12 protein-coding genes are annotated in these 15,901 nt (G+C 57.3%); 9 read left to right on the top strand and 3 right to left on the bottom strand.

Features of this window, described 5'->3' with window-relative positions; genetic code table 11:
* Window positions 1–1,239 (top strand): membrane dipeptidase, encoded by a 1,239-nt coding sequence (locus tag MP439_05260; GenBank protein ID MCI2975469.1) that lies wholly within the window; start codon window positions 1–3, stop codon window positions 1,237–1,239.
* Between the two features lie 65 nt (window positions 1,240–1,304).
* Window positions 1,305–2,141 carry an alpha/beta hydrolase gene (locus MP439_05255; protein ID MCI2975468.1) on the top strand — a complete coding sequence of 279 codons (837 nt, stop codon included), beginning with the start codon at window positions 1,305–1,307 and terminating at the stop codon, window positions 2,139–2,141.
* Between the two features lie 250 nt (window positions 2,142–2,391).
* Here MP439_05255 and MP439_05250 read toward each other — a convergent pair whose 3' ends face one another.
* Window positions 2,392–2,568 (bottom strand): hypothetical protein, encoded by a 177-nt coding sequence (locus MP439_05250; GenBank protein ID MCI2975467.1) that lies wholly within the window; start codon window positions 2,566–2,568, stop codon window positions 2,392–2,394.
* A gap of 358 nt (window positions 2,569–2,926) precedes the next feature.
* Here MP439_05250 and MP439_05245 point away from each other — a divergent pair, with 358 nt between their 5' ends.
* Both MP439_05245 and MP439_05240 read left to right on the top strand, forming a co-directional pair.
* A complete protein-coding gene (locus tag MP439_05245; protein MCI2975466.1) occupies window positions 2,927–6,205 on the top strand; it encodes a DEAD/DEAH box helicase in 3,279 nt (1,092 codons plus the stop codon).
* Window positions 6,206–6,510: 305 nt separating this feature from the next.
* The gene (locus MP439_05240) at window positions 6,511–7,935 is read left to right on the top strand and encodes an EAL domain-containing protein (protein ID MCI2975465.1); all 1,425 of its coding nucleotides are present in this window, start codon (window positions 6,511–6,513) and stop codon (window positions 7,933–7,935) included.
* Window positions 7,936–8,034: 99 nt separating this feature from the next.
* On the opposite strand, the gene MP439_05235 is transcribed toward MP439_05240, so the two are convergent.
* The gene (locus tag MP439_05235; GenBank protein MCI2975464.1) at window positions 8,035–8,271 is read right to left on the bottom strand and encodes a hypothetical protein; all 237 of its coding nucleotides are present in this window, start codon (window positions 8,269–8,271) and stop codon (window positions 8,035–8,037) included.
* A gap of 190 nt (window positions 8,272–8,461) precedes the next feature.
* On the opposite strand from MP439_05235, the gene MP439_05230 reads away from it, so the two are divergent.
* From MP439_05230 to MP439_05210, 5 genes are all read left to right on the top strand, one after another.
* Window positions 8,462–8,764, top strand: coding sequence for a hypothetical protein (locus MP439_05230; GenBank protein MCI2975463.1), 303 nt, complete (start codon window positions 8,462–8,464; stop codon window positions 8,762–8,764).
* A 505-nt stretch (window positions 8,765–9,269) separates the two neighbouring features.
* Entirely contained in the window at window positions 9,270–9,476 is a 207-nt protein-coding gene (locus MP439_05225; GenBank protein ID MCI2975462.1) for a hypothetical protein, read from the top strand.
* Window positions 9,477–9,559: 83 nt separating this feature from the next.
* Window positions 9,560–9,829 (top strand): hypothetical protein, encoded by a 270-nt coding sequence (locus MP439_05220; protein ID MCI2975461.1) that lies wholly within the window; start codon window positions 9,560–9,562, stop codon window positions 9,827–9,829.
* Between the two features lie 976 nt (window positions 9,830–10,805).
* Complete coding sequence (locus tag MP439_05215) at window positions 10,806–11,054, top strand: hypothetical protein (protein MCI2975460.1); 249 nt, start codon at window positions 10,806–10,808, stop codon at window positions 11,052–11,054.
* A 1,816-nt stretch (window positions 11,055–12,870) separates the two neighbouring features.
* Window positions 12,871–13,794 (top strand): NAD(P)-binding domain-containing protein, encoded by a 924-nt coding sequence (locus tag MP439_05210; protein ID MCI2975459.1) that lies wholly within the window; start codon window positions 12,871–12,873, stop codon window positions 13,792–13,794.
* Between the two features lie 693 nt (window positions 13,795–14,487).
* Here the strand turns inward: MP439_05210 and MP439_05205 are convergent.
* A complete protein-coding gene (locus MP439_05205) occupies window positions 14,488–15,420 on the bottom strand; it encodes a hypothetical protein (GenBank protein ID MCI2975458.1) in 933 nt (310 codons plus the stop codon).
* Between the last annotated feature and the right edge of the window lie 481 nt (window positions 15,421–15,901).

The raw sequence follows: 15,901 nt of genomic DNA, 5'->3' as shown, positions 1-15,901 counted from the left end.
ATGGCACAACAGGATCGCCCGACCGGGTTGGGTAGTCGAGCAGAGATGGACGCAAAGCCCTATGAGGCCTATGCGTATCTGGGGGCGGATTCAGGTCTGTCGGCGATTGTGTTGGCGCCCGAGTTCGGTCGTGTTCCTCCGTATGTGGATGATCTCACACCCCAAGAGCGCGTCCGTGCTGAGCGGTTGTTGAACGAGAGTCTGGTGATAAGTTTCCATGATCATCCGGTTCGCTTTCCGTTGCACATGGAGGAGACTCCCGAACACTATCGAGGAGGCCGTCAGTACACAGCGTATGCGGGTCTGGCGGCGTCGGGCATGAACGTTGTCTTTGACAACATGATGGACGGCACTGCCTGTGTGACGGGCAGGGCGCCGTGGCGTTGGAATGACGTCATCGCAGATCTGGGTCATCGACTTGCGGATATCGCCCATCAGCAAGAGGTAGTGCCGGTCCGGAGCTTGGGAGATATCGATTGGATCTACCAGTCCGGTCAGGTTGGGATCGTCTTTGGCCTCGAAGGTGCGATGCCGATCGAAAACGAGATCGATCGCATCGATATCTTGTTTGGCTTGGGCATTCGACAGCTTGGTATCGCGTACTCAGACTCGAATGCGCTTGGCAGTGGGCTGAACGAGGTCACCGACGGTGGCCTGACGACGTTTGGGCGCCGTGCGGTTCGTCGCATGAACCAGGTAGGCATGGCTATTGACGTTTCACACTCATCTGATCGAACGGCACTCGATGCCTGTCAGCACAGCGAAGCACCCGTCTTCATCACGCATGCCGGAGCGCGGGCGGTCTGGGACACTCCAAGGATGAAGCCAGACAGCGTGTTACGTGCGGTAGCAGAGACTGGCGGAGTGATCGGGATGTCGGCAGCACCGCACACCACGATTTCGGTGCGACATCCACGGCATTCGATCGATTCAGTCATGGATCACCTGCTCTACTGTATTGATCTTGTTGGTATCGAGCATGTCGCGTTTGGGCCAGACACGCTCTATGGCGATCACGTGCAAATGCACAACGTCTTCGGTTCCTTGCTAGGAATCGGCGGTCGACGATCGGCTCCTCCTTACGAACCAGTTCCCTATGTTGACGGGCTGGAAAATCCGACAGAGAACTTTGGCAACATCACAAATTGGCTCGTCAAACATGGATTCAACGATGATGACATCCGGGCAATGCTCGGTGGCAATATCTATCGGGCGTTGGGATCGGTATGGCCAAGCTAGGGGTCATGATGCGGAGACGGTCGATGCCCGGACTGACTATCGGCAGATGACGGAGAGGATGCATAATGCGAATCAAAATCAATGATAATGAGTTAAATGTCGAAATACTAGGAGATGACCATCTGACGGTGTTGATCGCACATCACGGTGGTGGCGGTATCGGATCGCTGGCTGAACCTAAGGCAACCTTTGGTCCGCTGGCTGATGTCGTCCGGGTCGTCGTCTGCGACGCGCGTGGTTGCGGCCTGAGTGAGGGCAAAGGGCCATTCTCACACGAGCAATGGGCAGCGGATGTCGATGGGCTGCGTGAGTGGCTCGGGGTCGAACAGGTGATTGTGGCAGGAGGATCATACGGCGGGTTCATAGCCATGGAGTACGCCATCGCCTATCCAAATAGGGTGCGCGCGATGATACTGAGGGATACCTCGCCTGATCGAACAAATCTCGACCGGGCCTATGAGAACGCACGACGCCAGACACGAGTACCGATTCATTGGGACAACTTCAACCGCTACTGGCGTGGCGAGATCTCCGACGACGATGATCTGAAGGCACGGTGGGCAGAGATCATTCCGCTCTATGACTTCGAGTACGACCCGATAGAGGCACAACAGCGGGTCTATGCCGGTATCTATCGTCACGAGGCACACAACTGGTGCTTCCAACACAACATGCCTACCTATGGCTTGAAGCCGAAGCTGGCCAGTGTATCGTGCCCGACGCTTGTCACGGTTGGCCGAGCTGATTGGGTAACCCCGGTTTCGTATGCCGAGACAACCGCCTCGTTGATCCCGAATTCTCACCTCAGAATCTTCGAGAAATCGGGTCACTCGCCGCAAATCGAAGAGATCGATGCGTTCCAAGAGGTGATGCGAGACTTCCTGGAGGAGGTGCTTGTTTGATAGCGGTCGCAACTAACGCGTTCGACTGGCTGCCAGGGAGGTGAAGCTGCTACCAGCAGAGCCCGTCACCGCGCGGGAGTGCCCGCAGTGTTCACGGCGGTCGGTTCACGGCAGTCGAGCGTGCAACGCCGAGGCTGGTCATTGGCTTAAACAATGGTTGTAGGGTGTACGCCTCTGGAGTGGGTGTCTGTTGATCTGGCCGCCACTGGGGCATTCTGTGCGCAGATGATCGGTGGCGTTGCGCTGTTGCTCAGTGGGACCCGTGCCGTACAACGGTCACATATGACACGCCGACGAGTCCGACGATGCCGACATTGCTCAACAGCCGCAACCAAAAGTGGTGCCGCAACAATAGGACATCGAGTCCGACAATCACCACCACTATCAGAATGACAGTGAAGACAACGGTGGTTCGAGAGGTGCTCATTGGCATGACCATAGCTCAGACACGGTGCGCCTCCCTTCGACTGGAAACATTAGGGCTAACTGAAAACATTTGGGCGGGGCCTCCTCCGATTGTAGCATTCGCCGCGAGAGCGCGTTGTGATCCTCGTGCCGTTGATGGCTTGGTGGTCGTGTCCTAGGAGGATGGCAACTTGGGGTACGAGGTTGTTAATCGGCTCCGCTATCTCCACCTGCAGGCTGTAATTTGTGTTGATCGCAAGAGCACGTCTTGGGGTGCCGATAGATTGAAAACGAGGAACGGGTGTGGGTTGCGATGAACGTTGACAGGTCGATGTCTTGAGGCGCTCCCTGGGCGCCGGACGGTTGGTTGGGCAGATGAAATGAATGGATTGAACTTTACCCTTCAGGATGCTGTCAGCTACTTCGGGGAACGAGAGATCACAAAGGGTCGCAGTTATCTTGCCAGAGTAGCGTTGGAGTCTGTCACTGAAGATGCCATCGTGGCACGAGTGCAAGGCACGATCCCCACTCCGTATCGAACGGTAATTCATTTCGCCAGCAATCGTATCCTTTCGATCTGCAGCTGTCCGGTTTCGACTCGGTGTAAACATGGTGCTGCAACCATGCTCGTCGCCATGAAGGCCCCGCATGCTGTCGCTGGAGCTGAAGTCCGTGTCCAGGCCAAGGAGTGGCTCGAGGTTCTGCAAAAAGTAATCGCGCCAAAGCCCGACGACACGAAGAGTACGACAAACGTCGTCGTGATATGGAAACTCATGCCTCCCGAAGGGTGGCTGCCGGCGCGTCTCGTTTGCTTCAAGGCTAGACAACAAGCAGATGGCGGGTTCGCTCCTAAGCTCGATCCTTGGAAGACGTTCCGCAATGTCTTGACAGTACGTCCCAGCTTTGTCTCAGCAACCGATTTCGAAGCCATCAAAATGCTGATGCTGGACTCGTCGCGCGTTGGAGACTATCAACTCGACTATTTCAGTCTGGAGGGGCCCTTTGCGTCGAAGGTTCTTGAGTTGCTCGCTGGTTCGGGCCGTCTTGTTGGTCCAGGCAACAGTATCGATCCATTGCATAGTGGAGGTACTCGGGAAGGGACCCTACGGTGGCGGGTCGTGCGCAGTGGTGAGCAGGTGCCATACCTCGATGTTGGCTCTCCGAACGCGTGGTGTCTGTCGACAGAAGATGAAATTCTCTATGTGGACGTCGAGGCGAATGAGGTCGGCCATGTGCAGACGGAGCAGCCGACACAGCTGGTTGCCGCTATCTTGAAGGCGCCGGCGCTCAATCCGATTGAAGCCAAGAGCGCCAAGGAAGTGCTGTCTGGCTATCGCGAGCCGATCGCTCTTCCGAGTGAGGCTCCGACCGCCACGCTACCAAAGGTGAAGGTGCCATTAGTTCCGGCACTTGTCGTCACGAGCGTCTCGGGTGCGGCAGTAGGGAGCGGATGGAGGTTCGGATTTGGTGATGGCGTGATCGATTTTGCTCGTGTTGAGTTTCGGTATGGAGACATCGCGATCCAACCGGATGATACGGCGGAGATCGTAGAGAATGGCGATCGAGAAACGGTGCGCCTCGTTCGGAACAAAAGGGCCGAAAAGAAGGCGTTGCGAGAGCTTGCACAACTTGGTCTTGAGCAATTGAGTCCTGAGGCCTCCAAACTATTGGGTCATCAGGCTGCTCGGGTCGCCTTTGGGTATGCAGACCCGAAGCGGTGGGAAAAGTTTATGAGTGAGGCGGCCCCGGAACTTGTCAGCAATGGCTGGCAACTCGAGATCGATCCCCAGTTCCGGCACCATTACCAAACGGTCTCAAGTTGGCATGTCGATATCCAACCAAACCAGGATGGCTGGCTCGATCTTGACCTCGGCATCACTGTGGATGATCGGCGAGTCGATCTCGGCAAGCTTCTCACAGAGCTCTTCGCCAGAGACCCCCGGTGGCTGACCCCCGGTGGGCTGTCCATGATCGCTGACGATGATGTAATTGTTTTGCAAGAGCGTGAGGTCGGTCGAGTTGGGGTTGAAGCGCGAAGGCTAAAACATATTGTAGGGACATTGATCGATCTCTTTTCGCGCCCCTCGGATCGCTTGCGGCTATCTTCCGTCGATGCGGCTCGAGTGGAGACATTGATCGATGACGGCTCCTGGGACACCACGGGGCTTGACAAGGTGCTTGGACTGGCCGGCGCCCGGCTAGCCCATGATGGCCCGAATTTAGTCGAGGCCCCGCCGGGGCTCAAGGCGACGTTGCGTCAATACCAGCTTGAAGGCCTGTCATGGCTGCAGTTTCTTCGCGAGCATGATCTTGGCGGGATTCTTGCTGACGACATGGGACTCGGAAAGACCCTGCAAACCCTTGCGCACATCCTTACCGAAAAGCGGGCCGAACGCCTGGTGGCTCCGGCCCTCGTGGTGGTGCCAACCAGCCTCATCAACACCTGGCAGGATGAGGCAGCCCGCTTCGCCCCCGATCTCAAGGTTCTTACTCTTCATGGACCCGAACGCAAGTCGTTCTTCGGCGAGATCGCCGACCATGATCTCATCTTGACGACCTATGCACTCGTGTGGAGAGATATCAATGTCCTCCAGAAAGAGGTCTTTCATCTTCTGGTGCTCGATGAAGCTCAGAATGTGAAGAACGCAACCGCCAAGGCCTCAGTGGCGATTCGACAGCTCAAGGCGACGTATCGGTTGTGTCTTAGTGGAACTCCAATCGAGAATCATCTGATGGAGCTATGGGCGCAGTTCGATATCCTCCTGCCTGGATTTCTTGGTGACCGTAACGCCTTCCGAGAGATCTGGAGTACGCCGATCGAAGTTCATCAGGATCTCACCCGGCTGGAGGTGCTCGCCAAGCGGGTTCGCCCGTTCATCCTTCGCAGGACCAAGTCTGAGGTGGCAGCCGAACTCCCTGAAAAAACGGTCATTGTACAGGCCGTTGAGATGGAACGTGCGCAGCACGACCTTTACGAGTCCGTTCGGGCAACGATGGACAAGCGCATTCGTGATGAGATCGTGAGCAGGGGCGTAGAGCGTAGTCACATCGTGATCTTGGACGCATTGCTGAAGTTACGGCAGGTTTGCTGTGACCCTCGCCTCCTCAAGAGCAATACCGCCAAGCGAGTGACGAGTTCAGCTAAGCTTGCGGCGCTTTTGGAGATGATCCCCGAGCTTCTCCAAGAGGGTCGCAGGATCTTGCTCTTCTCTCAATTCACCGAGATGCTCGACCTGATCTCCACCGAACTGAAGAAGGCCAAGATTGACTTTGTCACCCTGCGCGGAGACACGAGGGACCGGAGGACTCCGGTTGATCGGTTTCAAAAGGGTGAGGTGCCGTTGTTTCTCATTAGCTTGAAGGCAGGGGGAGTTGGACTCAATCTCACTGCCGCTGATACGGTCATTCACTTCGATCCGTGGTGGAACCCAGCCGCCGAGGACCAGGCAACCGATCGTGCTCACCGGATTGGACAGACGAAGCCGGTGTTCGTATACAAACTGATAGTCGCCGGTACCATCGAGGAGAAGATTGTGGCACTCCAAGAACGTAAGGCACAGTTGGCGGCAGGGGTGCTCGATGAGGCACAGTCGGGTTCGGTGAAGTTCGGTGCAGAGGATATCGCATCGCTCTTGAGTCCGTTGCCACCTCGGCGGTAAGTAGCCAACGACGATGATTATGACCGCAGTGATCCACACCCCTGGTGGCTAGGGGTGTGGATCCAGAACGCTCGGGTGGTGAAACGACCAGGTGATCATCTCGATCCAGCGTCTGGTGTTGAGGTCGGCTAAGAGCGCAGTCACAATCCAAGGCTCTTCGCACGCCTGTCGTGGTAAGCTCGCGTTCATGTTTGGCTGTGCTTTGCCGATACTCGATCACAAGCAGTGAGTAGGTACTCGAAGTGCATGCACGGAGCGTCAGACCCTTCGTGACAGGGGCATAGAACAGGAAGCTAGGAGCTGGTATGAGCGCCGAGCACATCGGTTGGAAGGTGAGAAGCTCTTCGTCGATCTTCGCCAGAATACTTGATGAGACGCTCGAACTTGTCCCAGCGGCTGACGGCGTCGCCATCGAGATCGCCCAAGATGACGGGGCTCTTGTCCAAGTCATGGGACATGGACGCTTGAAGCGCCCGGTAGATGGCCGGCTCACCATTAATGCGAGTACCTCGGGTGAAGCTATCCGAAGCCAGCGTGTATTGATACTGAATCAGATAGCCGTTGATCAGAACCCCAGTGCCTGGCTCTGGCGTGAACTTGGGATCAACTCTATGATCTTTGTTCCTTTGATCCGTGCATCCCAAAGTTTTGGCGTACTGCTTGTCGCCGCTGAGGAGCCCGATGTATTCACCGACCTTGATGTTGCAAACCTCACAGGGGTCAGTGAGTTCGTTGCGAGCGTGAGCGCCGTAGCCTTGGACTTTGTCGAAGTCACCAGGGAAGAGGAGCTCTTAGGCGACGTAGCCAAGCGCGTGTGTACCCAAGGTCTAGGTGTGGTTTCGTGGGCACCGCCATCCTCGACAAACCCACGAGCTACCTTCATTACTCACGTGCTCCAGCCCGAAAGTCAGCGCAGCGCTGCCAAGCGCCGACGCATCCAGCGCGTCATGAATGAGGATCTCTTCCACATGGTCGTTCAGCCGATCATGGTTCTGGCACATCCCCACAGGATCGTCGAAGTGGAGGCGCTGGCTCGCTTTGATGCCGCCCCACGAAGGACCCCCGACTCCTGGTTCCGGGAGGCAGCTTCGGTCGGCCTCGGTGTGACGCTCGAGCTCTTTGCGATTCAAAAGGCTCTTGCGATGCTTGGCGAAATCCCTCCCCCGATCAGCCTGGCCATCAATGCTGGGCCCGAGACCTTCGTCACCGAAGAACTCTTGACTCTCTGTCGAGAGGTCGACACCAGCCGTATCGTTGTCGAGTTGACCGAGCATGCCAACATCGTCGATGCTCCAAGGATCCGGGAGGCCTGTCAGAACCTACGCGACCTCGGTGTGAGGATCGCAATCGACGATACTGGTACGGGTTTTGCGAGTCTCGCGGTGCTCCTGCAGGTAACGCCTGACATCATCAAGCTTGACCGTGAGCTGACGAGGGGGATCGATGTCCATCCCGTTCGACGAGCACTGGCCAGTGCGCTGGTTACGTTTGCGCGCGAGACCGGAGCCGAAGTGATCGCGGAGGGCGTCGAGACTCTCGAACAACGTGATACCCTGGTCGACATTGGAATAACCTATGGGCAAGGCTTCTTTCTTGCTCGCCCAGGAGACGTAGGCGAACTTCACCGATTGGTCGGCCGCACCAACCACCTTGATCGTTCGGATCAACGCTTCCAACGCCCAGGTAGATCGGCCCGGGCCAAAGCCGAGTCTGTGGCCCAGATCGAGTAGGGCGCTCCGAGCACTGCACGGCGAGGATACTTATCGCTACAGGGCGATCAGGGTCGCTCGCCAATCGTAGTTAGATGTCCCCATAGTGGCGTGAGGGAGCTAACCAAGTAACTCAAGGGGAACGACGATGAACCCATCGTTTGTGAGCGTGATACGAACCACGGTTCTGGCGGCGTCCTCACTCAAAAAGTAGTCGCGTATCTTTGGAAACATCGCGACATCGGACTCGGGTATCATGACCCCAGGTGAACCATCGCGGCATGGTTGCAGGACGTATCGGTGCCCAAGTGCAATCGCCGCTAGTCGTCTTCGTTCCTGTTCGTGCATGGTAGTCAAGGTTGTGTCCTTCAATCTATCAAGGTCTTCGACTCGAGCGCCAAACCGAATGCCTTGAGACGTCTGAAGAAAGGTTGTGCATAGTCTACTGATGGGCGCGCAAGAAGTAGTTGAAGGCGAGTGACCTTGTTGGGTACGGATCTCCTCTCTGGTCTATCAGTAGGTAGACAACAATCGGAAAGGAAATCCTGTGACCAGGACGACCCCTCGCTTTGCGGCTACGCTCACTGACGTCGTAACTATGGCAATGCCGATACCGGCTACGGTGCTCTGCCTTGCACTGCTAGATGTTCATGCAAAGCATCTGATTGCTACCGCTCCAAAGGCAGAGCTCACGCACGTCGTCGAAGAGCGAAGGGGCCCAGGCGGGGATCCTGTGCACAATGGCAGGCTGTCCCCAAAGTTTCATTACTACCGCGATCGGCGCCGTCGACGTCGAGGTACTGAGAATCCGCTCTCGTGGTCACAGTGGGTCAATCAACTTCTCACCTGAAACTCGCTCCACCGTATTTGTGCGTAGTTAGGCTTGGTAATCCTTCTGTTGAGTTCGCTTACACTGGGCCGAACTTGTGCTGTTGGCACCCGGTGGTAAGGACTTGGAGCCAACGCTTGACTTGAAACTGAAGCTACTCAACAGGATCGAAGGTCGCGAGATCGACCGGTTCACCCCCTACGGGCAAATGAAGAAGATCCCTGACGAGAGGTTCCTACGCCGAATCCAAAGCCGCGATGTCCAATCGGATATCGACAAGGATAGCGCTCACGGCAGGACCCCAAGCAAAGCACAGTCGCCAACAACGACGGTTAGAGACGCCAACAGTGCCGAACGCAAGAGTCCTGTCCCCGTGGTGGGGACAGGGGAGACTCGACGGCTGGGGAGCGAAGGGAAAGGGATTGCTCAAGATGGTTTAAGTATTCTGGAGCGGAATCGTCTATCCGGGCGGCGAGCATACGATCAGCAGCAATAGTACGCTGTAACTATGCGAACGAGGTTGACCGTGACAGTTGACGAGACCACTGCCAAGGCGGCACAAGCAGCAGTAGCGGCCGGTCGTGCTCCCTCGGTCAGCGCCTGGGTTGCCTCGGCGATGACCGAGCGTGCAGATCAGGAACGCCTGGCCGATGTGCTAGCCGAGATCCGCGCCGAGCTCGGCCCGGCGAGCGACGAGGAGACGGCATCGGCCCGAAGCGTCCTTGGCCTATAGTCCTCGATGCGGGTGCCCTGATCGCTGTCGATCGAGCCGACCGGCGAATCATCCGGCTGCTGGAACTTGGAGAACAGATCCACGTGCCCGCCGGTGCGCTCGCCCAAGCATGGCGTAACTCGGCACGCCTGGTTCGCTTGGTGCGGGTGGTGAACTCTGCTGAGGTCACGATTCACCCCCTCGACGGGGTCACGGCTCGCGCCGCTGGTCAGTTGTGCGCAGCGACCGCCACCTTCGATGTGATCGATGCTTCGGTTGTCCTCTTGGCGCGTGCTGTGGACGGGGTCACTGTGACCAGCGATCCTGAGGATCTCCACCGGCTCGATCCAGGCATCGACCTCATTTCCTACTGATGGCCGTAGCCGATGCAAGCACGCGGCGCGCAGGAAGGTGTCCGACCGGTCGAGGCGAGTGGTCTCCTTTCCCAAGACTCGGCTAGTGTCCTCAGCGTTTCCAACACGGGATTTCTCTTCGTCCTCAGCCTCGTCCCGCGCTCCCGCGGTCGCGTGTTGTCCTGAATGACCGTGAGGGCAGTGACGCTGTGCTTCCCAGGCCGATAGTACAGTACTGTGGCTTCGCTGGTGGAGTCGGTCGAACAGTTGCAGGGTCGGATCAATAAGCACGCCCGGCGACGGGACGGTGACCTTCGATGGCTCGATACCCAGGAAAGGGTCCTTGTCTTGGTCGAAGAGATCAACGCGACACGTTCGGCCGAGCGAGATGCTAGTCGGCTTGATCCGGGAAGGGTGTGTGTATCTCCAAGCAGCGAATCCGCTCGGCTGTCCTGGCGGTATTCACGTAGATACCCTTGACGGGTGACAACTGTGAGGACAATGGTGCCAAGGGGACAACAAGATGCGAAACGCATCGCTTTGCATCTCGTCAGCTACTTTGGGGAGACGGAATACGGCTAGCACTGTCCGTTTGGACGACGACGATTATGCGGCGTTGGCGGGCCAGGCCGCCTAGCTCCATGTTCAGCCGGACACCGTGGTCCGGATACCTGTCCATGCTGGCCTCAGCGAGGGGAAACCAGCCGCTCCCGATGTACGAACCGCTATCGACCGGCTGATCCAGCGCTCCCGGTAGGGCCGGCCCGCTGCGGCAGTGGCGCTCAGGGCGGATGCCCACGCCGCGCCCTGCGAATGTCGGTGAGCGTTGTTGTCGATGCCAGCCTGATCGTCTCCCTTATGGTTCCCGATGAACGCCAAGGCGAAGTTCAACTACAGCGGGAGCGTTGGGTGGACACCGGCGGGGAGCTGCGTGCCTCGGTGGCCATGCCCTAGGAAGTCTCCCCGTGTCCTCGCTCGTCTGGTCTTCGACGGTGACTTGGACGCCAAGGAAGTGGCCTCCAAACCTGGTCCGATCTGGCCGGACTCGGCGTGCAGTTCCATCTTCGCTCACGCTGAGGACGGTCTCGCGGTGGCTGCCATCACCACGCAGTTACGGCGCCGCCACCCCACCGATTCCACTTACGTCCGCCTGGCGCAACAGCTCGACACGCAACTATGGACGCTCGACGGGCCGTTGGCCCGCAACGTGGCCGACCTTGGGCTCGCCATCAGGCTGGTCGCCTGAGACAACGTCCCCCGGCTAGAAGCCAGGGAACACCCACGGTAAATACCTATGTATGCACGTGTCTATGTGGGCACTTGCCGACGGGTGGCGATTTCGTGAGCGATTGCTGACCGCAGCTCCACCAGCCAGCATCCTTCCTGGGCAGCGATGAGCCGGAGCGAATGGTAAGTGTCGACAACTTTAGCAGCAGCTATAGCCTCGTTCACGAGCTGGCGGATCACTGTATCGATTCCACGGTACCACTGTCGGCCCGGCCAAAATCGGGATTCTGGATTTCGACAACCGCAGCCCTCATGCGCCGCTTACCCCTACATGAGCCACCCAAAATGTGAGAAGACCGACCAAAGTAGACGAGGGAGCTAAACCCCAGTTGGGCCACGTTGCCCGCATCAGATCAAGTCATCAAAAAACCTTCCAAGAGGATGATCGGATGCGCAAACGTTGGCAAAGCCGTCGCTCGGGTTGCTCGCAAACTCCGCCAATCACCGAGACGCCTGGCATCGATGCCAAAAACACCTATTTTGGTGCCAAGGCCAATGATATAAAATGTCTCAGAAGAACGCGAAGCCCAAGAACCGACTTCGAAAGACCATTGTGGCTGACTTGACACTCAAGGCGGCCATGTTTACCGCGGAGGCTCCAAGGGCTACTTCTAACCGGTGGATCCCGAGACGCCTACGCTCTTGAAGCTGCCCAGCACTTCGCAGGTCTTTCAAGCGAAGAGCCCACAAGATGAGCGGTCAACCAAGATCCACGAGCAAGGCAAGGAACAATGCCGAATGTCATTGTCGATCGGGGATCACCCAGTCTTGGGTGAGTTCGCCCGTGTTCATCCCCTCGCCAAGGGTATCGCAAGGACCATCGCTTGTGTAAGGGTGGCAAGGTCCTGAAGGTCCCCCTTTTCAAAGGGACGTCAGAACAAAAGAGCAGGTTACGACCTCTCAGTCGGAGTGTCGGGGTCGTGGAAGACTTTTGTCTTTCGGTGCTTCATACCCGTAGCTGCTGGATCTTGTCCTTGGCAAATCTGTGATCGTCAGGTATCTGCCTGTCCCTTGTAGGGTGTATGGTTGGCGTGGACGGGGTTATCGGCAATGCGGCATCGCGTTTCAACGCTTCCGTATCATTGCCGTATCACGCTCTTGTTGTTTGATTCCTGGTGCCCACAAATATAGGCTCTGAACTGGGATAATGAGCGCGCTCGGAGAGATTCGAACTCCCAACCGCCTGATCCAAAGTCGGCTTACAAGTGACTCAGTTCTGGTCACCAGTTTGCATCAGTGCAGATCAGAGAGGGTGAGATTGTCATGGCTTGTCGAGATTAGTCATGACTGTGCAGGATTTCGTGACACGAGCCAGGTCTGTGATTGCGTTTGAGCGACCGGCTTCACCGCTGGTTGAGGGCCCACCTCGTCGACAGAGCATTGCCAGCGATCATCTTATCACTAAGGCGAGGGCGAAACTCGCCGCGTGGTTCGCAGCCTACATCCGACGGTCGACCGGGCCTCGCAGCCGGCAGTAGCGGCGATTGAAGCCGACCGCTGAGCGCACGGCAACGACGAGGACGGCGTCGTAGTTGTCAAGCGATTACTCGATGTCTCCGACTGGTGACCAGGACACGATTGGGCAGCACTTGAGCATGCTCTACTTCGTTTCCGATGCGGTAAGACCCACTCTGAGTGTCTCACCAGATCTGGGTCGATAGCCGATCGTGCTCAGGGAGATGTCAGTACGTATCGGTGAGAGCCCTACCGACAGAGACAAGGAATTGATCGTTGCACAAGGTCGGCACGACTACCAGCAGGCTAAGGTGGCCGTGATGACAACGCTCCTGCACGACGCCGATATCCGTGCCCGGCTCAGCGCCATCGATGCGGTGCGCTGGATGGGTGATGCGATAGACGCTCATCATCGCGGAGACCTGCTCGCTCCCCCGAGGGTGCATGCTGAGTTCGACGACGCTCGGCTGGTATTCACCGCCGGGCGTCTACGCGGATCATGGTTCGGCTACCGTTCATATGACACTCTCCCTGTTGAACCAGGTGCCCAGGTGGTCGTCGTCCACGACGAGACCTCGGGACAGGTGCGGGCCATCGCCGTTGGCAACGAGCTCGGAGCGCGCCGCGTTGGGGCCATTGGTGCCGTCGCAGCAGATGCCCTGGCGCCAGCGGATGCCAGCGTGGTCGCCATCATCGGTTCGGGAACCCAGGCCCACAACCAGCTCTGGGCACTGAGCGCCGTGCGCAATATTCACGAGGTCCGGGTGTACTCGAGAGACGAGACCCATCGGGCTGCCTTCGTCAACCGAGCCTCCCCCCTTGTCGACGGGACCATCCGATCGGCATCCAATCCCAAGGAAGCCTGTGAGGGTGCCGAGATCGTTATCCTCGCCACCACCAGCCCTACCCCGGTGATCGAAGTTTCATGGCTTGGGCAAGGGACCTATGTAACAACCTTGGGCCCCAAACAAAAGGGAAGGGCCGAGTTCGGCCTTGACCTGCCCGAGGCGGCGTCGGTGTTGGTTACCGACTCGCTCGACCAGATCGGCGCCTATGACCCGCCGAACCTGCTTGCCAACACGCCTCATGAGTTACGTCTCGTTTCGCTCGGGGCCCTTCGAGCAGGCGAGGCCCCGAAGGCTAAGCCAGATAGCATCTCAGTCTTCTTCTCAGTTGGCCTTGCCGGTACCGAGGCGTTCCTCCTCGATAAGTTGTCCGCGAGCATCGACATAGAACGGCAGTAGCCAAGCACTTCATCGGGACCGACACCGCGGAATCCAACGAATTAGTAGTGCTAGCAAGAGTCGACATCACCAACGTCAACTTTCAGTGTGCAAGCGCTCTTTGGTTACCAACCGATCCGAAGTTGGTTTACAAGTGACTCAGTTCTGGTCACCAGTTTGCATCAGTGCAGCTCAAAGGATGTGGGATTGTCATGGCTTGTCTGGATTAGTCACAGCTAGGCAGGATTTCGTGACATTTCTCGTGACACAAGCCGGGTCTGTGAGTGCGTTCGAGCTACCGGCCTTGCAGCTGGTCGAAGGCCCATCTCGTGGACAGAGCATTCCCAGCGATCATTCTAGTGAGTGGACGATCGCTGCAAGCGAAGACGGCTAGCTCCATCGCTACTGTGAACCTATGCTCTACAAACCACACTGCTCGTTACCAGGCTGCGGACTTGAGAGCCAAGGGGCTGGTGGTAGCTCGATCTCCAGCTTGGGCCTTGAGTCAGGCTCGCTATAGGCCCGCGATGCCCTTGTCGGGGAGTTTGCGGCGGGCACCGTTGAGTATTCTCTTGGGCTTGTGGATCTCACTGGGGCACACCTGATCGAACTCAGAGGTCTGTGGGTTCGCCTGGCGTGACCGATCCCTGGTCCTTGATCGGGGTTGAGTGTGAGGGCAGCAGTTGATGTCGAGTAAACGAACAGTCACAGTCCTCATGATGCGGAATCAGCAGCCCGCCGACGATCAGAAGCCAGCATCAACGATAGATGCGAGAAAAGCACACGCATGAGGTCTATGGCCAATGCTGCATCGAGATGGTCTACTGGGAAGGTTCCTTGCTGGGTTCCCTCGGCACTGACATGACGGCCGTTATGCAAGAACTTGCCAGCTTGCTTGAGGAGCGCGTCGAGATCCTCGCGCTTGTCAGTGTCGGAGATGCCAGCAAGGATGCTCGTCTTCGATCCCGGTAATGAGTCAAGGGCGGCTCGGAGACGGCCAAAGACGGTCGGATCATCTCCTGTCGCGTAGGCGCGCTCAGCGTCAACAAGGTGGTTTACCGCCAAATCCCACTCCTTCCTAAGGGCGTTGTCATCCTTGGGAAGTGCGATTTCGAGGTACCGGTACTGCTCGTTACGAGTCGGCGCGAGTACCCTGTCGTACCATTCTGTGCGAGCGACTTGCAGTGCTGTCGACCCCATTCGATTCCTGACGATAATACGCTTGGATTCTCCGGGATCAGGATCAGTGGACAACGCGATCCATTGGGATGCAGAATCGGTCTTATCCCGCGAGACAGTAGCGAAGCCAAAGAGTTTGGCATCGAGTTGAACAACAGTTTCGGTGGGTGCAAGCCCGTCCGTGATATGTTGCAGGAGGCGCTGAGACGTCACCACCTCAAAGGTCACCTGGCTAGAGTCGTGCAGGAAATCTTCGTACATCACGCGCCCCTCGCCGATGAACTCTTGTTGATACTCCAGTCTCAGGGTTAAATCCTCAAGTATGACCTGAGTGTACGGTGCTGGCCGAGCCCTAAAGTGCAAATGGAGCCGCGGGCTGAGACGACCGGCACCCCCAATTGATTGCAGTTCGAGGGTAGCCCACCTCCGGTTACCAGTCTTACCGTTGATCTCCAGCTCCAATAACATATCCCCCCTCCCCGATTGAGTTCACACAAACCGCTAAGTTGCTTATGGCATAGCTAAGTAGCGTACGCATCCTACTTGGCAGGAAGATTGAAACTACTCACACAACACCAGTCCAGCCGACCCCGCCACCCGGTGGTAGATACCTGCGGAGCGGAGAGTCCACTCGTCGGGTCGTTTGGCGCCCGAGAAGGCAGGAGCACCTCCACACTGGGCCGCCCAATCAACCGCTGATCTGCCCGACAGCAGGAGCTCCGTCCCCCGTACATATCGGCGAGAAAAACCATTCGCAACACCTCAGAGCAACAAACACCCCGTACCCTAGGTCTCAGTATCAATGTGTGCGAGGTTTAAAAAATAAATCAATGAGGGCGAGAAGGCAGAGATGTTGCAAATGGCTACCTACGATGAAACAGGCAAGAACAAAACAACCCAAGAGGTGATGGTCCCACCCAAGGCAACGAGACGGGTACTCTCTGCGAGC

It is taken from the genome of Ferrimicrobium sp. (assembly GCA_022690815.1).
In the GTDB taxonomy this organism is placed as follows: Bacteria; Actinomycetota; Acidimicrobiia; order Acidimicrobiales; family Acidimicrobiaceae; genus Ferrimicrobium.
Note: the sequence above shows the minus strand (reverse complement) of the source record. Positions and strands in the feature narration are given on the sequence as shown.

What these genes read in the sequence shown, in the direction of transcription:
- MP439_05205 (MCI2975458.1), bottom strand. Translation starts at nt 15,420, where the DNA reads ATGTTATTGGAGCTGGAGATCAACGGTAAGACTGGTAACCGGAGGTGG.
- MP439_05255 (MCI2975468.1), top strand. Translation starts at nt 1,305, where the DNA reads ATGCGAATCAAAATCAATGATAATGAGTTAAATGTCGAAATACTAGGA.
- MP439_05260 (MCI2975469.1), top strand. Translation starts at nt 1, where the DNA reads ATGGCACAACAGGATCGCCCGACCGGGTTGGGTAGTCGAGCAGAGATG.
- MP439_05250 (MCI2975467.1), bottom strand. Translation starts at nt 2,568, where the DNA reads ATGAGCACCTCTCGAACCACCGTTGTCTTCACTGTCATTCTGATAGTG.
- MP439_05240 (MCI2975465.1), top strand. Translation starts at nt 6,511, where the DNA reads ATGAGCGCCGAGCACATCGGTTGGAAGGTGAGAAGCTCTTCGTCGATC.
- MP439_05210 (MCI2975459.1), top strand. Translation starts at nt 12,871, where the DNA reads ATGACAACGCTCCTGCACGACGCCGATATCCGTGCCCGGCTCAGCGCC.
- MP439_05245 (MCI2975466.1), top strand. Translation starts at nt 2,927, where the DNA reads ATGAATGGATTGAACTTTACCCTTCAGGATGCTGTCAGCTACTTCGGG.